This window comes from Novosphingobium sp. TK46, assembly GCF_055361525.1.
This window is the reverse complement of record NZ_CM143963.1, coordinates 794,913-815,722: the sequence shown is the minus strand read 5'-3', so window position 1 is coordinate 815,722 and position 20,810 is coordinate 794,913. Positions and strand designations below refer to the sequence as shown.

18 protein-coding genes are annotated in these 20,810 nt (G+C 66.5%); 10 read left to right on the top strand and 8 right to left on the bottom strand.

Features of this window, described 5'->3' with window-relative positions; translation table 11 throughout:
- The first annotated feature begins 181 nt into the window (after positions 1-181).
- From ACXJ1Z_RS03765 to tilS, 3 genes are all read left to right on the top strand, one after another.
- On the top strand, positions 182-1,057 hold the full coding sequence (locus ACXJ1Z_RS03765) for a helix-turn-helix domain-containing protein (protein ID WP_463779639.1): 876 nt from the start codon (positions 182-184) through the stop codon (positions 1,055-1,057).
- Positions 1,058-1,180: 123 nt separating this feature from the next.
- On the top strand, positions 1,181-2,209 hold the full coding sequence (locus ACXJ1Z_RS03760; protein ID WP_463779638.1) for a tetratricopeptide repeat protein: 1,029 nt from the start codon (positions 1,181-1,183) through the stop codon (positions 2,207-2,209).
- Entirely contained in the window at positions 2,178-3,200 is a 1,023-nt protein-coding gene (gene tilS / locus ACXJ1Z_RS03755; RefSeq protein WP_463779636.1) for a tRNA lysidine(34) synthetase TilS, read from the top strand. Before ACXJ1Z_RS03760 ends, tilS begins: the two co-directional genes overlap by 32 nt.
- A gap of 21 nt (positions 3,201-3,221) precedes the next feature.
- On the opposite strand, the gene ACXJ1Z_RS03750 is transcribed toward tilS, so the two are convergent.
- From ACXJ1Z_RS03750 to zwf, 8 genes are all read right to left on the bottom strand, one after another.
- The gene (locus tag ACXJ1Z_RS03750) at positions 3,222-3,878 is read right to left on the bottom strand and encodes a L,D-transpeptidase family protein (RefSeq protein WP_463779634.1); all 657 of its coding nucleotides are present in this window, start codon (positions 3,876-3,878) and stop codon (positions 3,222-3,224) included.
- Positions 3,879-3,921: 43 nt separating this feature from the next.
- Positions 3,922-5,352, bottom strand: coding sequence for a carbohydrate porin (locus tag ACXJ1Z_RS03745; protein ID WP_463779632.1), 1,431 nt, complete (start codon positions 5,350-5,352; stop codon positions 3,922-3,924).
- Between the two features lie 210 nt (positions 5,353-5,562).
- Positions 5,563-6,195 (bottom strand): glutathione S-transferase family protein, encoded by a 633-nt coding sequence (locus ACXJ1Z_RS03740; RefSeq protein ID WP_463779630.1) that lies wholly within the window; start codon positions 6,193-6,195, stop codon positions 5,563-5,565.
- A gap of 23 nt (positions 6,196-6,218) precedes the next feature.
- On the bottom strand, positions 6,219-9,002 hold the full coding sequence (locus tag ACXJ1Z_RS03735) for a phosphoenolpyruvate carboxylase (protein WP_463779628.1): 2,784 nt from the start codon (positions 9,000-9,002) through the stop codon (positions 6,219-6,221).
- Positions 8,999-9,628, bottom strand: a complete 630-nt coding sequence (gene eda / locus ACXJ1Z_RS03730) for a bifunctional 4-hydroxy-2-oxoglutarate aldolase/2-dehydro-3-deoxy-phosphogluconate aldolase (RefSeq protein WP_463779626.1) — start codon at positions 9,626-9,628, stop codon at positions 8,999-9,001. Before eda ends, ACXJ1Z_RS03735 begins: the two co-directional genes overlap by 4 nt.
- Complete coding sequence (gene glk, locus ACXJ1Z_RS03725; RefSeq protein WP_463779624.1) at positions 9,625-10,596, bottom strand: glucokinase; 972 nt, start codon at positions 10,594-10,596, stop codon at positions 9,625-9,627. Before glk ends, eda begins: the two co-directional genes overlap by 4 nt.
- 49 nt (positions 10,597-10,645) lie before the next feature.
- Positions 10,646-12,484, bottom strand: a complete 1,839-nt coding sequence (gene edd / locus ACXJ1Z_RS03720) for a phosphogluconate dehydratase (protein WP_463779623.1) — start codon at positions 12,482-12,484, stop codon at positions 10,646-10,648.
- Between the two features lie 42 nt (positions 12,485-12,526).
- Positions 12,527-13,969, bottom strand: a complete 1,443-nt coding sequence (zwf, locus tag ACXJ1Z_RS03715) for a glucose-6-phosphate dehydrogenase (protein WP_463779621.1) — start codon at positions 13,967-13,969, stop codon at positions 12,527-12,529.
- A gap of 230 nt (positions 13,970-14,199) precedes the next feature.
- Here zwf and ACXJ1Z_RS03710 point away from each other — a divergent pair, with 230 nt between their 5' ends.
- The 7 genes from ACXJ1Z_RS03710 (at position 14,200) to phoB (ending at position 20,747) form a co-directional block, all read left to right on the top strand.
- Positions 14,200-15,186: a sensor histidine kinase gene (locus ACXJ1Z_RS03710; protein ID WP_463779619.1), complete on the top strand. Its 987-nt coding sequence runs from the start codon at positions 14,200-14,202 to the stop codon at positions 15,184-15,186.
- 101 nt (positions 15,187-15,287) lie between these two features.
- Entirely contained in the window at positions 15,288-16,325 is a 1,038-nt protein-coding gene (locus tag ACXJ1Z_RS03705) for a substrate-binding domain-containing protein (protein WP_463779618.1), read from the top strand.
- 13 nt (positions 16,326-16,338) lie between these two features.
- The gene (gene pstC / locus ACXJ1Z_RS03700) at positions 16,339-17,712 is read left to right on the top strand and encodes a phosphate ABC transporter permease subunit PstC (protein ID WP_463779616.1); all 1,374 of its coding nucleotides are present in this window, start codon (positions 16,339-16,341) and stop codon (positions 17,710-17,712) included.
- A complete protein-coding gene (gene pstA / locus ACXJ1Z_RS03695) occupies positions 17,705-18,589 on the top strand; it encodes a phosphate ABC transporter permease PstA (protein WP_463779615.1) in 885 nt (294 codons plus the stop codon). The genes pstC and pstA overlap by 8 nt, the downstream gene beginning before the upstream one ends.
- A gap of 3 nt (positions 18,590-18,592) precedes the next feature.
- Positions 18,593-19,369, top strand: a complete 777-nt coding sequence (pstB, locus tag ACXJ1Z_RS03690; RefSeq protein WP_463779613.1) for a phosphate ABC transporter ATP-binding protein PstB — start codon at positions 18,593-18,595, stop codon at positions 19,367-19,369.
- Between the two features lie 11 nt (positions 19,370-19,380).
- Entirely contained in the window at positions 19,381-20,064 is a 684-nt protein-coding gene (gene phoU / locus ACXJ1Z_RS03685) for a phosphate signaling complex protein PhoU (RefSeq protein ID WP_463779611.1), read from the top strand.
- Positions 20,061-20,747 (top strand): phosphate regulon transcriptional regulator PhoB, encoded by a 687-nt coding sequence (gene phoB / locus ACXJ1Z_RS03680; RefSeq protein WP_463779610.1) that lies wholly within the window; start codon positions 20,061-20,063, stop codon positions 20,745-20,747. Before phoU ends, phoB begins: the two co-directional genes overlap by 4 nt.
- The last annotated feature ends 63 nt before the right edge of the window (positions 20,748-20,810 follow it).

Here is a 20,810-nt window from a genome sequence, read left to right as displayed (position 1 = left end):
ATCCGCATCACCGTACGACCAGCTTACGCATAAACGCGCATGCGGCCATGCCGGCCTGTTGCGGGTTCATCGTTACCCGCCGAAAAAGCTTCCGATAGCGCAAGCGACCCGGTTGACTTCATCGGCAGGACCGCGTTCTTTCCCGGGACGTACTTTATCAACCCTCCCGGTCCGGAGTGGAATGGAAAACCAAGACAATCCGCCGCACGCGCCGACCTCGCCCCAGGGCGTTGGCGACCAGTTGCGCGCCGCGCGCGAAGCGCAGGGCCTTAGCCTTGCCGATATCTCGGCGCAGACCCGAGTGGCCGAGCGCCATCTGATCACCATTGAGGACGGGCGGTTCGCGGATCTCGCCGCGCCAACTTACGCTGTCGGCTTTTCGCGCGCCTATGCCCGCGCGGTCGGCCTGAACGAAGCCGACATCGCCGCGCGCGTGCGCCGCATCATCGATGCCCAGCCGCAGGTGCGCCCGGCGCCGCTGCCCAGTTTCGAGCCCGGCGATCCGGCCCGCGTGCCGCCATCGCGCATCGCCTGGCTGGCGGCGCTGGCGGCGGTGGTCGTGGTCGCGCTGCTGGTGATCTACTGGAGCAACTTCCTGTCGCCCGAAGGTGATCTGCCCGATCTGCTGGCAAGCGGAACGCCGACCGAGGCGGCTCCAACCCGCCCGGTCCAACCTTCGGCTGGGCCGGCGGTGGCGGCTGCGAGCGGTCCGGTGGTCCTGACCGCGGGCGCGCCCCGCGTATGGGTAAAAGTGACCGATGCCAGCGGCAAGCAGCTGTTTCAAAAGGAACTTGCGCAAAGCGAAAGCTGGACGGTACCCGCCGATGCGCAAGGTCCGCAACTGCGGACGGCGCGTCCCGACCGTTTGCAGATCACCGTCGCCGGGCGCGCGATCCCGCCACTAGGCGACAAGCCCGAAGTGATCAGTGGGGTGGTGCTGACGCCCGCCGCGTTGCTCGCCCGCGGCACCGCATCGCCGTCTCAGGCCCCAGCCTCGGCCCCGGCATCGCCCGCAAGCACATCGGCCGCCCAGCCGCTATCCACGACCGGGCAATAGCCCTCGCTCGACAGCCGCGACGGCTTGGGGCACATCGACGATGCGGTGGATCGCTTTCGGATCGATCCACCGGCGGCGGCGTCTCCGACCGGGGACGCGCGCGCAAAAGGAGATAGTCACGCAATGCTACGTTCGCCTTCGCGGCTGGTCATGCTGCATCATGTCGCAGGGCCGGCGCTCGCTGTCGCCTTGCTCGCGGGCGCCACGCCCCTTCTGGCGCAGAGCGCCAACACCGACTTGCGCCTCAACAAGGTCGAGAGCGAAGTGCGCGCGTTGCAGCGCAAGGTCTTCCCCGGCAGCGGCGACAAGTATTTCACGCCCGAGATCGCGACGCCCGCACCCACGCCTGCGGCCGGTCCACCGCCATCGACCAGCGCCTTGTCCGATGTGCTGACGCGCATGGATGCGCTCGAAGCGCAGGTTTCGCGCCTGACCGGCCAGGTGGAGCAGAACACCAATCGCATCACCCAGCTCGAAGCCAGGCTTGGCTCCGCGCAGCCTGGCGCCGCTGCTCCGGCAACGAGCGCAGCTGGCATCGCCGCGCCCGGCCCGGCCGCGACGGGAACGCCGACAGCACAGCCGCTGGCCACCAACGATGCCGGTGTCCCCATTCCGGCCCCGCAGACGAACTTGGGCGCGATAACCGGTGGTGCCTCGAACCCGCGCCCGGCGACGCTGCCGCCGGCTTCGACCAAGCCTGCCGAGCCGCCATCGTCCGATCGTGTCCGGGCGGTCAGCGCGATTGCCAAGCCGAGCACCGGCGATGCGGTGGAGGACGAGTACAGCTATGGCTTCCGGCTGTGGGAGGCGAAGTTTTATCCCGAGGCGCAACAGCAGCTTAAGCTGTTCCTCGAGAAATACCCCAACAGCCCACGCAGCAGCTGGAGCCGGAACCTGCTGGGCCGCGCCTACCTCGATGACGGCAGCGCGCTGGAGGCCGCCAAGTGGTTCGTGCAGAACTATCAGGCCGACAAGCGCGGCGAGCGCGCGCCTGACAGCCTGCTTTACCTCGCGGTGTCGATGAAGCAGTTGAAGGACACCAAGCGCGCCTGCATCGCTTTGTCGGAATTCGGCACCACCTATGCGGCGGAAGCTGCCGGGCGCCTAAAGAGCACCTACGATGCGACCCGCAAGGGGCTTACATGCAGCTAGGGCGCTGACTATCGATCCGACGCAGGCCCGCTTCGGCGAAGCGCTGAGGGCCGTATGGCCTGAGGTCGATGCCGACTTCGCCCCGAAGCTGGGTGTTGCCGTTTCCGGCGGACCTGACAGCATCGCGCTGCTGCTGCTTGCGGCGGAAGCGCTGCCCGGGCGGATCGAGGCGGCCACGATCGATCATGGGCTGAGACCCGAGAATGCGCGGGAGGCGCGGGACGTCGCGGATCTATGCGCGCGGCTGGATATCCCACATGCGACGCTGCCGGTAACGCTCGACCCCGGCAACGTGCAGGGCGCGGCCCGGCGCGCGCGCTATGTGGCGTTGGGAACCTGGGCGCAGGAGCGCAAGCTGGGCGCGGTGGCGACCGCGCACCATGCCGACGATCAGGCTGAAACGCTGGTGATGCGGCTCAATCGGGCGAGCGGCGTCGGTGGCTTGGCCGGCGTCAGGGCACGTGGCCGGATGCCCGATGCGCCGGTGCTGCTCGTCCGGCCGCTGCTTGCCTGGCGCCGGGCCGCGCTGATGCGGATCGTCGCCGAAGCTGGCGTCGCCGCCGTCGAGGATCCCAGCAACGCGGACGATCGCTTTGATCGCGCACGTCTTCGCAAGGTTCTGGCGCAGGCCGACTGGCTCGACATCGGCGCCGTCGCCCAGTGCGCCGCGCATTTGGCGGATGCGGACGCCGCCTTGAACTGGTCGGCGGATCTCGAATACGGTGCGCGGGTAAAGCGCGATCCGTTCGGTCTGACCTATCGCCCCATGGCGCCGCGCGCGATCGCCCTGCGGGTCATGGCACGCATCATTCGCGAACTGGACGAAGAGGCGCGCGGTGGCGCCGTCGCTCGCTTGTTCGACGCGCTGGTCGATGGTCATCCGGGATCGATCGGGAACCTGGTGGTCAGGCCGAACGCCGGGGGGTGGAGCTTCGCGAAAGCCCCCGCGCGAAGGGCAGCACCAAAACGCTCGGCATCGCAAGAGACCTGACGCGCGATCCGCGTCGCCAGCTCAGGAAGCGACCAGCGCGTCCCCGATGCCCACCGTCTTGCCACGGGTGATAAACACGCGATCGCCCAGCTTGGCGACGCCGAAGACCTTGCCGGCGAACGGTTCGGGCATGCCGACGCAGCCGTGGCTGGCGTATCCCCATTCGACTTTCGAACCGTGCAGTGTGATGCCGTCGTCAGTAAGCCGCATCATGTATGGCATCGGCGCATCGTATAGGTTCGATACGTGGTTGCGATCTTTCTGCGTGATCGGGAATACGCCCAGCGGTGTCGGCTTGTCCTCGGTTCCGAGCAGTACCGCCGCCGTGCCGATCTCATAACCACCGCGAAAGACCGAGATGACCCGCGCCGCCAGATCGACGGTGATCACGATCGGTCCCGCCGGCACCCTGGCCTCGTCCCAATGCCACTCGCCGTATTTGATCGCGCCCTTGATCGGCAGGATACGCTTGATGACGAATGCCTGATCGACATTCGCCGTCGGCTTTTGGGGCGTCGTCGCCACGGGCGCGGCGATCGTCCGTGGCGGTGCGTTGGCAGTTGCAGCCGCCGGTTCGGGCGCCTCTGAGCTGCGCATTCCGCTGCTTGCGATCCAAAGCACGCTGCCGATCGCGAGCAGGCCAGCCAGTCCGGCACCATAGAGAATGCGGTCGTTCACTCGGCTTTTATGCCGCCCACGTGTGAAGAAGTGCTGAAAGCGGTCAGAACAGCACCGTCACCGATGCCGCCAGATTGATCGCCGGCTTGAAATCGCCCACGAAACTGGGGTTGCGGATGTAGTTGATCGATGGCGATATAAACAGGCCGTCCAACGCGTGGAAGGCATAGAGCCCGCCGATCGAGAACTGGCTGCGGTGGGCTACCAGACCGGCGGCCTTGAAGGCCCGGCCGCCCGTTTCGCTGAAGCTGTTGAGGCCGACTGTCACCGTGACCTGATCGGCGGGACGGCCCGGTATCAGACCAAGCGCATAGATCCGGCCTTCGAGGCTGCGCTTGTAGACGTTGACGGAGTCCTTGGCGAACAGCGCCGAGGCGCCCGCGTAGATGCCTTTGTAGGCTGCCGACTTGTCCGGCTGGTAGACTTGATAATCAGCCAGCACGTAGGCTGACCAGTTGCGTTCCTGCCCAGCGCGATCAAGGCGATTATAGAGCGAGGTGTTGTAGCTGCCGCCGCCGCGTATCCATAGCTGGCGGCCGCCTTCCGAGCTTGCGCGGCGGATGCCGAACTCCTGGATGAACAGGGGTTTGGCGCCGTCGCGGGTCAGCTTGAGGCCAGCCCCGGCGGCATCGGCGTCGGCCGACATACCCGCAGGCAGGATGCTGCGCTGGATCGCTGACTTCGAATAGAAACCGTTCTTGCCGTTGATCTGCACGTTGAACGACGGCGCCAATGCGGTGCCGCCGCTCATGCCGGTGGAAAGCGGGATCGAGCCGGCGACGCCGCTGGCGAGGATTGGATTGCCACCGGCGAAGATGCCGACGAAGTCGCTCAGATTCTGGTTGTACCCCGCCTTCACCTCGATCGTCCGGTCCAGGAAGCTGGTGAACAACGTCAGGTTCGAAAAGCGTGCACCCGATGGGCCCAGCTGCCGCCAGTTGACCACGCTGAACAGCCCACCGACGTTGATCTGGGTGATGTCTTTACCGGAGCCACCGATCTTCCAGCTCAAGCGCAGCTCGTTGTTCTGCGAGAACGTCAACTTCTGGCCGGTGTAGGTCTGCTGGCCACCGCTTGGGATGCCGTCGCCCGATACATCCTTGGTCAGGTTGTTCGAACTGACGCCCCTGAAGTACAGATCGTGATCGTAGAGCCAGCTGCGAACCCCGCCTACGTCCTTGGTGAGTGTCTGTCCGATCCCGGGAAAATCGGTCGTCTGCCCTTGCGTCTTCAGCGCGTCGAACTGCGCAAAGCGCATCGCCTGCTGCTTTGCCAGCGCCTGCGCGTCGGTGGGAGCCGGTAGTGTCTCCGAGGTGGTATCCGCCGAAGGTGCCTTGACTGTCGGCGGCGTAGCTTCGGCCGGAACGGCCTCACCCACATCGCGCTGCTGCGTAGTTTGAGCCGAAACGGAGGCGGGCATAATCACCGCGGCGCAGGAAAGAGAAACGAGTACGTACGATTTCGCGGCATTCATGGCCCGGAACAGCTCCTACAAAGACCCAGTTGCAAGTACCGCTAGCTGGTTGCAGTTCCTAAGTAAGCGATGAACCGTCAACGCCCGGGCGATATGCGAATTTATGAGCCATGATGGACCGTTCTTCGGGAACTCTATTGTGACATCATGTTGCTGTATGCTTCAATGTTCAAATCAGATGCGTGTTGGATCCGAAGTCGTCGCGATTATTCAAGATAGCGCAGGCGTCGTGCCAGGCTCTGCCTTGGCCATAGCGCGCTGATACGCTGGACGCTCGCCGATACGCGCGAGGTAGCCGCGCAAGTTGGGCAAGCCGTCGATCGCCTTCTGGCGAAAACCGCGCCCGGTGGTCAGCGCATAGCCCATCATGATGTCGGCGGTGGTCAGGTTCTCGCCGCCGAAGAACGGTGTTTCGCCCAGCCGCGCTTCCACCATCTGCCAGCCACGCGCGTCGCGATCTTCGACGAAGGGAACCTGGCCGGTGCCGCCGCTGATCATCAGCACCAGCTGCATCATGCCGGTGGCCATGAAGGTGCCGTTGGCCCAGTGGAACCAGAACAGGTGATCGGCATAATCCGGATGATCAGGTGCCGGCGCCAGGCGTCCGTTGCCGTAGCAGGTGTTCACGTAGTCGCAGATCGCGCCGCTCTCGCCCAGCACCAGGTCGCCGTCGGTGATGACCGGGGCGATGCCCATCGGCGACAGCGCCTTGTAGTCGTCGGGTGCCAACCGGGTGTCGCTGCGCCGCTCGTAGCGCTTGAGCGTATAGTCGAGCTCCAGCTCCTCGCAGAGCCAGACGATGCGTTCGGACTGCGACTGGCCGAGGTGATGGACGGTGAGCATGGGGATCTCCTGGGTGTGCCGGCTCAGCCGTGCGCGCCGAATTCGTCGGCAATGGCGGTACCGATCCGCAGCGACAGCGCGTAGCTGCGCTCGATCGGGTCGATGTAGTCGCGGTGGATCGCGGCGTAGCCGGTGGCGCTGGAGTCCGGGTACTGGCTTGGCGCGTCCACCTTGAAGTCGTCGATCGAGGGGAAGTGCACCGGGAACGCGCGGCGCAACTGGGCCAGGCCATCCTCGACGCGCAAGGTGAAGAACATCTCCAGCACGTCCTCATGGCTGATGTCGTTGGCGCGGCTGAACTGCGGCACCATCACCGAGCGCAGGAACATGTGCTGGAACAGCGCCAGACGCAGCGCCTGCAGCGCGCCGATGTTGCGGCGGGTGGTCTCGCGCTCGGATGATGGCGCTTCGTCGGGGATCAGCGCCAGCAACCGATGCAGCTTGAGCGCGTCGACGCGGAGACGAGAGCCCAGGCGGCGGAACACGCCGTTGCGATCGTCTGAGGTCAGGTACTCGGCGATGCGCAGACACCCGTCGGAGATCTGCTGTTCGTCACCGCGATAAGGGCGGCTGGCCCAGTAGGCGGAGTTGAACAGCTCCCCGAATGCCGCGACCGTCTTGATCGAGGCCAGCGCGTTGGCGGCGCGCACCAGCCGCACCAACGCCCGCCCACGCTCGGAGTCGCGCAGCATCGTGGCGATCTCCTCCTGGTTGCCCGACGCTGCGGTGCCAAGCCCGGCGATCACGTTCACCGGATAGCCCAACTGCTGCAGGATCGCGTTGTGCGGGATCGCGCGGATCTGGCGCAGGCTCATGGCGCGGTCGCTGGCGAGGTCGGACTGACGCCGCGCCTTGCGGCTGCCGGTGTCGTTGAGCAATCCCAAGCCAAAGGCGGTGATCGCGCGGCTGTAGGTCCGACTTTCCAGATGCATGTGCTGCACGTCGCGGATTGACCGATAGAAATCGAGGCTGAGGTCGGTGCGGCGATAGAACGGGTCGGCGGGTGCGGTGACGTCGGCATCCCACAGCGGCATCTCGGTCAGGCGGGTGAGCGTGGCCAGCGCCAATTCGTCCGAGCCGAACCACAGATATCCGTCGCCGCCCTGGAAGCTGACTTCGGGTTCCAGCCGCAGGTTCGCGCGCAGGAAGCGCTTACGCGCCCAAGGCGACATCTGCCACTGCAGGCGATCGGCCATGCTGGAGGGGTGGCAGCCGCGACCCATCGATTCCCCACCGGTGTTGAACACCAGCGCGGACACATCGGTCAGGCCGTTTTCGACCATGCCGTCGGCGAGGCGGCCCTGCAGCCGCTCGATCGCCAGTGATGCGGGGATCTGGCCGACGAAGCGCCCGGCGTCGGAGAACCCGGTCTGGATAGCGATCCGTCCTCGGCGCCGCGCGTAGGCGCGGTAGGCCGGCTCGGCGAGCACCGCGTCGATGAAGCGGCCGCCATGTTCCAGCGCCGTCTCGGTCTCGAATAAGGGCGAGACGTCGACCCTGTCGGCCACGCCGAACATCTCGGCAAAGTAGAGCGCCGCCAGCACGGTGGTCGGCTGCTCGCATTCGGCCACCAGCATGCGGATCGGTGCGTCGGCATCGATGTGCGTCAGGATCTGCGCCATGGCGAGGAACTGGCGTACGGCGGTGCTGTTCTCGATCGCCAGCGCGGCGAAGTTGGTGGCGAGCGGCTTCACCTCGGCCAGCAACTCGCGCATCCGCACCAAGGCGGCCTGGCTCGCCAGATCGAGCGTGCCCTCCGGATCGATGCGGCGACGGATGGCGTTCTGCAGTTGCGAGCTGTTCACCCGGAAGTGGATGCCGCCCATGCCCAGGCCATCGGCGCGCATCGCGGCGGCGGCGACCAGCAACGTGCGCGCTACCTCGGTTTCGGCATGGCGCGCCTCGTCCTCGATCTGGGCGATGATCGGCGCGAGCGAGATCAGCTTGTCGGCGTGATCGGCGCTGAGCGCGTTCGCGGCTTCGGACAGCGCCTCGGGTTCGGACAAGTCGGCGGCGAAGCGGCGCGCCATGTCGCTGGTGTGCGCGCTTGCGCGCTCCAGCTGTTGGGCGACGGCGGGCAGTGCGTTCGTGAGAGACGCGGTATAGCTCGCCAGCCGCTGCGCTTTTTCCTCCAGGCGATAGCGGATCGAGGTGGACCACGAGATGTCGGTGCGCCCGTCCATGTCGTAACCGACCCAGTGGGCGAAGCGGAACGGCAGCGGTTGGAGGCTTTTCCACTTCTTGGGGAAGCGCGCGGCGGCGATGTCGAACAGGCGGGCGTTGATGCGGTCGCGGGCGATCTGCCCGCGTGCCATCGCCGCCATCGCTTCGGCATGCTCGTAGTCGAGGGTGATGGTATCGCGGTCGGGCGCGGCGACGCAGACGGTGGCCTGGCTGAAGTCGCCGGTGGAAGCCGAGCCGGTGATCGCGGCGGCCTGGTCGCGGCTGTGCAGGAAGGTCGGATGGGCGGTGAACACGACATGCGCGGCGGGGCGCTGCCAGCGTACGGCGAAGGCGGTGAAATCGTCCTGATCCGCCAGCGTGTCGAGGCGTTCGTCGTTCACGTCGGGCGCGATCGGGCCGGCAATCCGGTCGAGCCGGGCGGCGCGAACGCGCAGGCCCTCGCACTCCATCTCGGCCACTAGCGCTTCGATCTGGTCGAGGCCGAGGGCGCCGCTTTCCAGCTGACGCGAAAGTTCTAGCGCGAGCTGGAACACTGGGTTGAACATCGGCGTCTCGGCGGTGCGCTGGTGCAGCTGCGCCAGCCGCGCGTCGAGGTCGGCGATACGAGGGTTGCTGGCGCTCATCGGGCGAGGCCGGCGGCGGCACGCGCGAGTTGCTCGATCACGGCCGGATCCGGCTTGCCCTTCGGCACCATCCAGCTGCCGCCAACGCAGAGCACCGCGTCGAGCGCGAGCCACTCGGGCGCGGTTTCCAGCGTGATGCCGCCGGTGGGGCAGAACTTCACCTGACCGAAGGGACCGGTGATCGCCTTCAACGCAGGCACGCCGCCCGAGGCGACGGCGGGGAAGAACTTGAGCCGCGAAAACCCGAGATCGAGCGCCAGCATGATGTCGCTGGCGTTGGCGGTGCCGGGAAGGAATGGGATGCCGCTCCTCGCGGCGGCCTCGCCCAGTTTAGGCGTGATTCCGGGGGAGACGATGAATTCGGCGCCGGCATCCAGCGCGCGCTCCAAGTCGTCGGGGTTCAGCACGGTGCCCGCGCCGACCACCGCGCCGGGCACCTGCTTCATCACCCGGATCGCCTCAATCGCGCAGGACGTGCGCAGCGTGACTTCAAGGGCGGGAAGGCCGCCCGCAACCAATGCCTCGGCTATCGGCAAGGCGTGGTCGATGTCGTCGATCACCAGCACCGGGATGACAGGCGCCAGGGTCATCACCCGCTCGACGGCGGAAACGGAGGTCGAGGTCAAGAAAGATGCTCCCGGGCAAAGGCGGCGGCCGCGCCGAACAGGCCCGGTTGCGGATGAGTGATGAGCTTGACCGGCAGCGCCGCCATCATGCTGGCGAAGCGCCCCTTGGCGCGGAAGCGCTCGGCAAAGGCAGACTTCATCAGCTGGTCGCGCAGGCGGTAGCCCAGACCCCCGGCGACCACGACACCCACCGCACCGTGCGCCAGCGCGAGGTCGCCGGCGGCGCTGCCCAGCGCCATGCAGAACCGGTCGAGCGCGGCGGCGGCCAGGCTGTCGCTGCCGTCCATCGCGGCGGTCCAGATTTCCACATCGCCAAGTTCGGCGACCGAGCGCTTCTCGAGCGCGGCAAGCGCGGCGTAGATGTCGACGATCGCCGGCCCGGACACCACCCGCTCCACCGACACGCGGGTGTGCCGCCGGCGGAGGCGCGCGAGGATCGTGTCCTCGATGCTGTCGTGCGGGGCGAAGTCGATGTGGCCGCCTTCGGTTGCCTGGACGTGATAGGTTCCGCCATGGCGCAGCAGGATCGCCACCCCCAGTCCCGTCCCGGGGCCGATCACGGTGATCGCGCCGGTATCGGGTAATTGTTCGTTCGGCCCGGCAAGGTGGAGCAGGTGGTCGGCGTCGGCAGCAGCGACTGCATGGCCGACCGCCGCGAAGTCGTTGACCACGGTATAGCGATCGACGCCCATCTTTTCCGGTATCAGCGCCGGGCGGATGATCCACGGATTATTGGTGAAGCGGATCACGTCACCGCCAACCGGCCCCGCGATCGACATGGCGATCGCCTTGGGCAAGGTGCCGCCCTGATGCGCCCGAAACGCCTGCCAGGCAGTCTGGAAGCTGGCGTAGTCCTTGGTGTGCAGCGTCTCGGGCTCACCCAGGGTGATGGCGCCGTTCTCGGCGATCGTGGCGATGGCGAAGCGGGCGTGGGTGCCGCCCAGGTCGACGGCAACGAGGTCGGTCATGGGCGCTTTCCGATGGGCACGTTCATCTCCGGGGCAAATGCGGGGTCGATCACAGGCCGGCCATCGCCAGCATGGCGGAGGCACCTTGCTCCGCGCCGCTGGCGCCATAGCGGAACATCGCAAACAGCTCGCGGCCCATGCCAGGATCGGCAGGGGGCGGCGGGGCAGGCTCGCGGCCGGACAGATCGGCGGTGGTCGACAGGGTGCCGTCGTCGGCGGACAGGCGCACCACGTCGCCATCGCGCAAGTAGGCCAGCGCGCCCCACTCGCCGTTCTTCGCCAGCGCTTCGGGGGTGACGTGAATCGCGGCGGGCACCTTGCCGCTGGCGCCCGACATGCGGCCATCGGTGACCAGCGCGACCTTGTAGCCACGGTCCTGCAACACGCCGAGCGGCGGGGTGAGCTTGTGCAGTTCAGGCATGCCATTCGCGCGCGGGCCCTGATAGCGGACCACCACCACGACATCGCGGTCGAACTCGTTGTCGACGAAGGCCTGCAGCACCGCTTCCTGACAGTCGAACACGCGGCACGGCGCCTCGATGGTCCAGCGAGTGGCATCCACCGCGCTGGTCTTGAAGGTGGCGCGGCCGAGATTGCCCTGAACCAGCCGCATGCCGCCATCGGGCTGGAACGGCGTGGCGACGGGGCGCAGCATGGTCTCGTCACGGCTTTGCGCCGGCACGTCGCGCCACACCAGCGCATCGTCTTCTAGCTGCGGTTCGCGGGCGTACTCGCCCATGCCGCCCGCCGCGATCGTCAGGACATCGGCATGAGCGAGCCCCGCACCGAGCAATTCGCGGATGACATAGGCCATGCCGCCTGCCGCCTGGAAGTGGTTCACATCGCCCGGACCGTTGGGATAGACCCGCGCGATCAACGGCACGGCGGCGGACAGTTCGTCCAGATCTTCCCAGTCGAGCAGGATACCGGCGGCGCGCGCCATCGCCGGCAAGTGGATCGCGTGGTTGGTCGAGCCGCCGGTCGCGAGCAGGCCGACACAGGCGTTGACGATCGCCTTTTCGTCCACCACCCGCGCCATCGGCCTGAAGTCATCGGACTTGCGCCCGATCTGCGCCAGCCGATGCACCGCCGAGCGTGTCAGCGCCTGCCGCAAGGGCGTGCCGGGATTGACGAAGGCGGCGCCTGGCACGTGCAGGCCCATCATCTCCATCATCATCTGGTTGGAGTTGGCGGTGCCGAAGAACGTGCAGGTGCCCGGCGAGTGATAGCTGCCGCTTTCGCTTTCGAGCAGTTCAGCGCGGCCGACCTTGCCCTCGGCATAGAGCTGGCGGGTGGCCTGCTTTTCCTTGTTGCTGATCCCGCTCGGCATCGGACCTGCCGGCACGAACACGGCGGGCAGGTGACCGAAGCGCAGCGCGCCGATGACCAGGCCGGGCACGATCTTGTCGCAGATTCCCAGCAGCGCCATGCCGTCGAACATGGCGTGGCTCATCGCCACGGCGGTCGACAGCGCGATGTTGTCGCGGCTGAACAGCGACAGTTCCATGCCGGGGAACCCCTGCGTCACCCCGTCGCACATCGCTGGAACGCCGCCGGCGACTTGCGCGGTGGCGCCAACCTCGCGCGCGAACAGCTTCATCTGCTCGGGGTAGCGTCCATAGGGCTGATGTGCGGACAGCATGTCGTTGTAGGCGGTGATGATCGCCAGGTTCGGGCCGCGATGGGTGGCGATGCTGGCCTTGTCTTCGCCCGCAGCGGCGAACCCATGCGCGAGGTTCGAGCACGACAGGAACCCGCGATCGGCAAAGTTCTCGCCCTCACGCTCGATCAGATCGAGGTACCGCGCGCGGCTTTCACGTGACCGGGCGATGATACGTTCGGTCACGCGGGCGACAGCGGACGATACGGGTGGGAAGGCTTCGCTCATGTTCGATCTCGCAGAATTCGCGTCCTCGTCATGGGTGGCAGGTCATTCGTGCCAGGTTGCGCCGTCGCGCTCGGCCAGCGCGATGGCGGCGGAAGGCCCCCAGCTTCCAGAGGTATAAGTCCTGGGCTCCAGCCCATGTTCCAGCCAGCTTGCACGGATCGCGTCGATCCACTGCCATTGCGCCTCGACCTCGTCGCGGCGGACGAACAGCGTCTGGTCGCCTTCGACCAGATCGAGCAGCAGCCGTTCGTAGGCGATCCGGCGCTGCGGGCCCGAGAACGCTTCGGGCATCGCGATGTCCAGAGGCACCGGGCGCAATCGCAAGCCGTCGCGATCGAGGCCGGGCACTTTGGCCATCAAGGTCAGCTGGATGTTCTCGCTCGGCTGGATGCCGATGACGAGGCGGTTGGGCACCGTGCGCGCACCGCGGCCCGAGAAGATCGAGTGCGGCACCGGCTTGAACTGGACGACGATCTCGGTCGTGCGCCGCGCCATCCGCTTGCCGGTGCGAAGATAGAAGGGCACGCCCTTCCACCGCCAGTTGTCGATATGCGCCTTGATCGCGACGAAGGTTTCGGTCTGCGAGTCCTTGCCTAGCTCCTCGTCGTAGCCGGGTACGCCGGCGTTCGCGATGGTGCCGGCGCGGTACTGGCCGGTGACCGATTCTTCCGGGCCGACGCCGCGCAAAGACCGCAGCACCTTGACCTTCTCGTCGCGCACGGCGGTGGCTTCGTAGCGGGTGGGCGGCTCCATCGCCACCAGCGCCAGCAGCTGCAGAATGTGGTTCTGCACCATGTCGCGCATCGCGCCGGAATCGTCGTAGTAGGCGACACGCGATTCCAGCCCGACCGTCTCGGCGACGGTGATCTGCACATGCTCGATGTGGGTGGCGTTCCACAGCGGCTCGAACAGCGCATTGGCGAAGCGCAGCGCCAGCAGGTTCTGCACCGTCTCCTTGCCGAGGTAGTGATCGATGCGGAAGATGCGGTCTTCGGGAAAGGCGGTGGCGACCGCGTCGTTGATGATCTTGCTCGACGCCAGATCGGTACCTAGCGGTTTTTCCAGGCCGATCCGCGTCTTCTCACCGGCGAGACCGCTGGAAACCAGCCCGCGAATGGTCGGCTCGAACAGGCTGGGCGCAGTCGACAGGAAGATCGCCAGCCCCTCCTTTGGAGTGCCGACCTTGGCGGCCAGCGCGTCGAAGCCCTCTGTCTGAGAGGCATCCAGCGCCTGGTACGACAGGCGGTTGAGGAACGTCGCCATCCCGCCACGACGGTCCGCCGGCATGAACTGCTCCAGCGCCTCGCGCGCGAAGTTGCGAAAGCCCTGGTCGTCGAGGTCGGAACGCGCGGTGCCGACGATCTGGATGCGCGGGTCGAGCAAGCCCTCGGCATCCAGCGCGCAGAGCGACGGCAGCAGCATGCGCTTGGCCAGATCGCCGGTCGCGCCGAAGATCAGGAGACGGTCGGCGATGAAGCGGGTCATCCGATGCAAAGCTCCATGGTGATGATCTTTCCTGGAACGCGCCTGGCGTGAACGCCGCGCCGGGGACGTACTCGCGAGTGCAGCATAAACCGGGTGGAAGGCAAGCGCCACCTCATCGGCCAAGGCGATCCTCGGCTGTGGCGCCGGCGAGATCTGCCATCGATTCGTCATAATTCGTCGTGCGTCTGGAACGGCTTGCGGAAGCGGCGCGCTGGCGTAAGAGCAAGCGCATGGCAGTCGAAGGCGTACACCTTCTCGAACATATCCAGACCCCGGCGATCGTCGTATCGCGGGGCCAGGTCAGTTTTGCCAATCCCGCCGCGAAAGCGCTGCTGGGCTCGCACATCATGAGCCAGGACGTGCGCATCGCCATCCGCGATCCGCTCGCCGTCGCGGTGATCCTGGGCGATGGCGGCGGCAACGCCAAGGTCGCTGGCCTGTCGGTCGGCGGCAGCGTGTGGGAGATCGACTGCAAGGTGATCGGCCCCAGCGAGCGATTGGTGACGCTCTACGACCTGTCGGTGCAGGTCAGCGTCGCGCGCGCGCATGCCGACTTCGTCGCCAATGCCAGCCACGAACTGCGCACGCCGCTGTCGACGGTGCTGGGCTATGTCGAGACGCTGACCAACCCCAAGGCCGGCGGCGACGAGACGACGCGCGAGCGGTTCCTCAACACCATCCGCCACGAAGCGCTGCGGATGCAGGCGCTGGTGTCGGACCTCATGTCGCTGTCGCGGATCGAGGCGGTGAAGCACGAGGTTCCGTCCGAGCGGATCGAGATGGTCGCGCTCGCCCGCGAAGTCGCCGGCGAACTGCGCGCGAGCGGTATCGTCAATGTCGCCTCCAACCAGGAGACCGCGACGGTGCTGGGCGATCGCGGGCAACTGGCGCAGGTGCTGCGCAACCTGATCGACAACGCGCTGAAATACGGGCGCAAGGACGGGACGGTGCACGTCTCGCTCGAAGCCAGCAGCACCGGCTGGCTGCTGGTCGCGGTGCACGACGATGGCGACGGCATCGCGCCCGAACATCTGCCGCGTCTGACCGAGCGGTTCTATCGCGCCGACAACAGCCGCAGCCGCGCGGCGGGCGGCACGGGCCTGGGGCTGTCGATCGTGAAGCATATCGTCGAGCGGCATCGCGGACGGTTCGACATCACCAGTCGGCAGGGTTCCGGGACCACCGCCTCGATGATGTTACCGCTGAAACAGAACTGACCCGCGCAGCATAGTCGCACTTCGGTCACAAAAGTGTCATCACAGACGAATAGGAGCACGTCACAGGCGAAGGGCCCGCAGTTCAAGGGCAGGGGTTATCCATGCACAGTGTCTTCAGAGCCGCCGCCATCGTCGTGGGCGCAACCGCGCTCGCGGCTTGCGGCTCTGGTGGGTCGGCGGGATCGCGCGACTATATCCGTGCGGTCGGCTCATCCACCGTCTATCCCTTCGCCACGTCGGTCGCCGAGCAGTTCGCCAAGACCGGGTTCAAATCGCCGGTGATCGAATCCACCGGCACTGGCTCTGGCATGAAGCTGTTCTGTGCCGGGCTAGGCTATGCGCACCCGGACATCGAGAACGCCTCGCGCCGGATCAAGAAGTCCGAGTACGAGACGTGCCAGAAGAACGGCGTGAGACAGATCGTCGAGATCCAGGTCGGCCTCGACGGGATCGCCTTTGCCGAAGCGGCGAACGGCCCCGGCATGCAACTGACCCCTGCGGACGTCTACAAGGCGATCGCCGCCAAGCCGTTCGGTCGGCCCAACCGCTACGCCTCGTGGAAGCAGGTCAATCCCGCGCTGCCCGACATGCCGATCATGGTTTACGGCCCGCCCTCGACATCCGGCACGCGCGATGCGCTGGCCGAACTGATCCTGACCAAGGGCTGCAAGACTGACCCCGCCACCGCCGCGCTCGAAAAGAGCGAACCGGACCGCTTCAAGGCGATCTGCACGCAAGTGCGCGAGGATGGCGGCTATGTCGACGCGGGCGAGAACGACAACCTGATCGTTCAGAAGATCTCGCAGAACCCGCGCGCAATCGGGATATTTGGCTATTCGTTTCTGGAGGAGAACCCGCAGAGCCTGCGCGGCATCCCGATGTCGGGCGTGACGCCGACGTACCAGACGATCTCCGACTTCACCTACCCCGGCGCACGTCCGCTCTACATTTACGTCAAGAAGTCGCATCTCGGCCCGATCAAGGGCTTGGCCGCCTATGTTCAGGAATGGCCCAAGGTCTGGGAGGCGAACGGCGTGTTGCAGAAGAAGGGCATGGTCATCGCACCGCGGGACGTGCGCGAGAACAGTGCGCAGATCATCGCCGCGATGACCCCGCTCGATCCGGCGGGCCTGAAATGACGAGGCACCTGACATGATCGGCAGCGTGGTCCTGATCGCGGTGCTGGCGCTGGGCGCGGTCGGCTGGTTCACCGCGCGTGGCCGGGCGCGGCTGCTCTATCATGGGCGCGATTCCATGCATTCGATGCCGGTCTATCACGCCTGGCATCTGGCGCTTTGGGTGCTGGTACCGGCGCTGGTGATGTGGGCGCTGTGGTCCTCGCTCTCGCCGGGGCTGGTGGATGGCGCCGTGCTCGCCAACCCTGCCGCCGCGAGCATCCCCGACGATCAGATGCAGCGCATGGCGATCCTGTCCGAAGCGCGGGTGATCGCCGATGATCCGCAGTTCGTCGGCTTCTACGAGCAATCGCCCAAGCTCGCCGAGCCGATGCGTGCGGCGCAGACGCGCTACTCGCTGATCGGCGCGCTGCTGGTCGCTATCGCCGCGTTGGCCGGCGGCGGCTATGCCTTCACCCGTGTGCGCAGCCGCTTTCCGGCGCGCACCCGCGTCGAGCGCGGCGTCATGCTGCTGCTGCTGGGTGCCTCGCTGCTGGCGATCCTGGCGACGTTCGGCATCGTCGGCAGCCTGGTGTTCGAGGCCGCACGCTTCTTCGGCGAGGTGTCGCCGCTCGCATTCCTGACCGGCACGCACTGGGCGCCCGCCAATGCGGTGGGCAACGATCTCGACGCCAATTTCGGCGCGGTGCCGCTGTTCTGGGGCACGCTCTACATCGGCGCGGTGATCGCGATGATCGTCGCCATCCCGCTCGGGCTGATGAGCGCGATCTACCTCACGCAATATGCCGACCGCCGTGCCCGCAAGATCCTCAAGCCGGTGCTGGAGATCCTCGCCGGCATCCCCACCGTCGTCTATGGCTACTTCGCCGCGTTGACCGTCGCCCCCGCGATCCGCGACCTCGCCGCGTCGCTTAGCTATCAGAACCCCTCGACCGAGAGCGCGCTCGCCGCCGGCCTGGTGATGGGCGTGATGATCATTCCGTTCGTTTCCTCGATGGCCGACGATGCCATTGCCGCCGTGCCGCGCGCGATGGCGGATGGCTCGCTGGCGATGGGCGCGACCAAGTCGGAAACGATCAAGCGCGTGCTGCTGCCCGCCGCCTTGCCCGGCATCGTCGCCGGCGTGATGCTGGCGGTCAGCCGCGCGATCGGCGAGACGATGATCGTGGTCATGGCCGCCGGCGCCACCGCGCGTCTTACCGCCAACCCGCTCGAATCCATGACGACGGTGACCTACCAGATCGTCCAGCTGCTCACCGGCGACCAGGAGTTCGACAGCCCCAAGACGCTGTCCGCCTTTGCACTGGGACTCGTGCTGTTCGTCGTCACCCTGATCCTCAACATCATCGCGCTTCGCGTGGTCAAGCGGTTCCGCGAGGCTTATGAGTAATCCCCTGAACTCGCCCGAGATGCTGCGCCGCATCGCCAAGCGCAACGCCTCCGAGCGTCGCTTCAAGGCGATTGGCCTTGGCGCCGTCGTGCTCTCGCTGCTGTTCCTGGCGGTGCTGCTGTTCATCATGCTCAAGAACGGGCTGAGCGGGCTCGATTGGGAGTTCCTCAGCGGGTCGGACTCGACGGACGCCGACACCGCAGGCGTGTGGGGCGCGGTGGTCGGATCGTTCCTGACGATGCTGGTGACGCTGCTGTTGTCGTTCCCGATGGGCGTGTGCGCGGCGATCTACCTCGAGGAGTTCGCGCCGCGCAACAAGTGGATCGACTGGGTCGAGGTGTCGATCAACAACCTCGCCGCCGTGCCTTCGATCATCTTCGGCCTGCTGGGCCTCGCAGTCTTCATCAACGCTTTCGGCATGCCGCGCTCCTCGCCGCTGGTCGGTGGCCTGACGCTGGCGTTGATGACGATGCCGGTCATCGTCATTTCGGGTCGCAACGCGATCAAGGCGGTGCCGCCGTCGATCCGCAACGCCGCCTTGGCGGTGGGGGCGAGCCCGGTGCAGACGGTGTTCCACCATGTGCTGCCCCTCGCGCTGCCCGGTATCCTCACCGGCACGATCATCGGCATGGCCCGCGCGCTGGGCGAGACCGCGCCGCTGCTGATGATCGGCATGCGCGCCTTCGTCGCCACTCCGGCGAGCGGCATCACCGACCCGTCGAGCGTGCTGCCGATGCAGATCTTCCTGTGGTCCGACGAGATCGACCGCGGCTTCGTTCGGGATACCAGCGCCGCGATCATCGTGCTGCTGGGCTTCCTGCTCGCCATGAATGGCCTGGCCATTTACCTTCGCAACAAGTTCGAAGTCCGCTGGTAGGATATGACCGTAGCCCAAATCTCCGAGCCGAAGCTCACCGCGCGCAACGTCGACGTATACTACGGCGACAACAAGGCGATCGACGACGTCTCGATCGACATCGGCAACGGCGTCGTCACCGCCTTCATCGGACCTTCCGGTTGCGGCAAGTCCACGTTCCTGCGGACCCTCAACCGCATGAACGACACCATTGCCGGGGCTCGCGTCGATGGCGAGATCCTGCTCGATGGCGAGGACATCTACGGCAAGCAGATGGACCCCGTTGCCCTGCGCGCACGCGTCGGCATGGTGTTCCAGAAGCCCAACCCGTTCCCCAAGTCGATCTACGAGAACGTCGCTTATGGCCCGCGCATCCACGGCCTCGCCCAGGGCAAGACCGAGATGGACGCGATCGTCGAAAAGGCGCTGACTCGTGCCGGCTTGTGGAACGAAGTCAAGGATCGCCTGACCGACGCCGGCACCGCGCTGTCGGGCGGCCAGCAGCAGCGCCTGTGCATCGCGCGCGCCATCGCGGTCAGCCCCGAAGTCATCCTGATGGACGAGCCGTGCTCCGCGCTCGACCCGATCGCCACCGCGCGGATCGAGGAACTGATCGAGGATCTGAAGAGCCGCTACGCCATCGTCATCGTTACCCATTCGATGCAGCAGGCCGCGCGGGTCTCGCAGCGCACCGCGTTCTTCCATCTGGGCAAGATGGTGGAATACGGCGACACCGACCAGATCTTCACCAATCCGCGAGAAGTCCGCACGAAGGACTACATCACCGGCCGGTACGGCTGAGGGGAACTGACATGGTCGATCACACCGTCAAGAGCTTCGACAGCGAAATCAGCCAGTTGCGCGGACTCATCGCTGAAATGGGTGGCCTCGCCGAAGTGGCGATCCGCGATTCCATCGATGCGCTGACCCGCCATGACGATGATCTCGCACGTCAGGTCGTCGCCGCCGATGCCCGGCTCGATGCGCTGGAGGCCGAGGTCGATCGCCTCGCCGTGCGCACGATCGCCCTGCGCGCGCCGATGGCGGACGACTTGCGCGACGTGATCGCCGCGCTGAAGATCTCCGGCGTGCTCGAGCGTATCGGCGACTACGCCAAGAACATCGCCAAGCGCGTCAACGAGATGGAAGGCCGCGCCAAGGTCGAGCCAATCACGCTGGTGCCCGCCATGGCCGAGATCGCGCAAGGCATGGTCCGCGACGTGCTCAACGCCTTCGGCGCGCGCGACCCCCAGCTTGCCGTCGAGGTGATCCGCCGCGACGAGAAGCTGGACCAGTTCTACAACACCCTGTTCCGCTCGCTGGTGACCCACATGATGGAAAACCCGCAGACGATCACCAGCGCCGCGCAGCTGCTTTTCGTCGCGCGCAACCTCGAACGCATCGGCGACCACGCCACCAACGTCGCCGAGATGGTCTACTACGCCGCCACTGGCGAATACTGCTCCGAGCGCGACAACAAGGAAACCGCGGTATGAACCCCAGCGTTCTCGTCGTCGAAGACGACCGCGCCTTGTGCGAGCTGCTCTCGTGGAACCTGTCCGCCGAGGGCTACGACGTGCGCTCCACCGGCGACGGCGAGGAAGCGCTGCTGATGGTGCGCGAGCAGATGCCCGACGCCATCATCCTCGACTGGATGATCGAGCAGGTGCCCGGCATCGAGGTGTGCCGCCAGCTGCGCAAGGACCGCGAGACCGCCAAGATCCCCATCGTCATGCTGACCGCGCGCGGCGAGGAGGAGGATCGCATCCGCGGCCTCAAGACCGGCGCTGATGACTATGTAACCAAACCGTTTTCCCCACGCGAGCTGATGGCCCGCGTCGAAGCGCTGCTGCGCCGCTCACGCCCCTCGCTCAACGGCGACAACCTGGTGTTCGGCGACATCGAGCTTGACCCCACCAGCCATCGCGTCCGCCGCGATGGCGAGGCGCTGCACCTCGGCCCCACCGAGTTCAAGCTGCTGCGCTACTTCATGGAGCGCCCCAGCCGGGTGCTGTCGCGCCAGCAGATCCTCGACGGCGTGTGGGGCATGGACTCCGACATCGACGAGCGCACCGTCGACGTCCACATCCGCCGCCTGCGCAAGGCGATCAACCGCCCGCTGGACGAAGACCCGATCCGCACCGTTCGCGCTGCGGGCTATGCGATGGACGTGAGCTAGACGCCCGCGCCGACGAAGGCAGGGCAAGGCTTCCAGCCCGCGCCAACCTCATCTATGCGGGTG

Bases quoted from the DNA above. Each gene is read 5' to 3' on its own strand.
- pstC (WP_463779616.1), top strand. From the start codon at position 16,339: ATGATCGGCAGCGTGGTCCTGATCGCGGTGCTGGCGCTGGGCGCGGTC.
- ACXJ1Z_RS03740 (WP_463779630.1), bottom strand. From the start codon at position 6,195: ATGCTCACCGTCCATCACCTCGGCCAGTCGCAGTCCGAACGCATCGTC.
- ACXJ1Z_RS03710 (WP_463779619.1), top strand. From the start codon at position 14,200: ATGGCAGTCGAAGGCGTACACCTTCTCGAACATATCCAGACCCCGGCG.
- ACXJ1Z_RS03765 (WP_463779639.1), top strand. From the start codon at position 182: ATGGAAAACCAAGACAATCCGCCGCACGCGCCGACCTCGCCCCAGGGC.
- pstB (WP_463779613.1), top strand. From the start codon at position 18,593: ATGACCGTAGCCCAAATCTCCGAGCCGAAGCTCACCGCGCGCAACGTC.
- ACXJ1Z_RS03745 (WP_463779632.1), bottom strand. From the start codon at position 5,352: ATGAATGCCGCGAAATCGTACGTACTCGTTTCTCTTTCCTGCGCCGCG.
- glk (WP_463779624.1), bottom strand. From the start codon at position 10,596: ATGACCGACCTCGTTGCCGTCGACCTGGGCGGCACCCACGCCCGCTTC.
- phoB (WP_463779610.1), top strand. From the start codon at position 20,061: ATGAACCCCAGCGTTCTCGTCGTCGAAGACGACCGCGCCTTGTGCGAG.
- pstA (WP_463779615.1), top strand. From the start codon at position 17,705: ATGAGTAATCCCCTGAACTCGCCCGAGATGCTGCGCCGCATCGCCAAG.
- ACXJ1Z_RS03735 (WP_463779628.1), bottom strand. From the start codon at position 9,002: ATGAGCGCCAGCAACCCTCGTATCGCCGACCTCGACGCGCGGCTGGCG.
- tilS (WP_463779636.1), top strand. From the start codon at position 2,178: ATGCGACCCGCAAGGGGCTTACATGCAGCTAGGGCGCTGACTATCGAT.
- phoU (WP_463779611.1), top strand. From the start codon at position 19,381: ATGGTCGATCACACCGTCAAGAGCTTCGACAGCGAAATCAGCCAGTTG.
- edd (WP_463779623.1), bottom strand. From the start codon at position 12,484: ATGAGCGAAGCCTTCCCACCCGTATCGTCCGCTGTCGCCCGCGTGACC.
- ACXJ1Z_RS03705 (WP_463779618.1), top strand. From the start codon at position 15,288: ATGCACAGTGTCTTCAGAGCCGCCGCCATCGTCGTGGGCGCAACCGCG.
- ACXJ1Z_RS03760 (WP_463779638.1), top strand. From the start codon at position 1,181: ATGCTACGTTCGCCTTCGCGGCTGGTCATGCTGCATCATGTCGCAGGG.
- zwf (WP_463779621.1), bottom strand. From the start codon at position 13,969: ATGACCCGCTTCATCGCCGACCGTCTCCTGATCTTCGGCGCGACCGGC.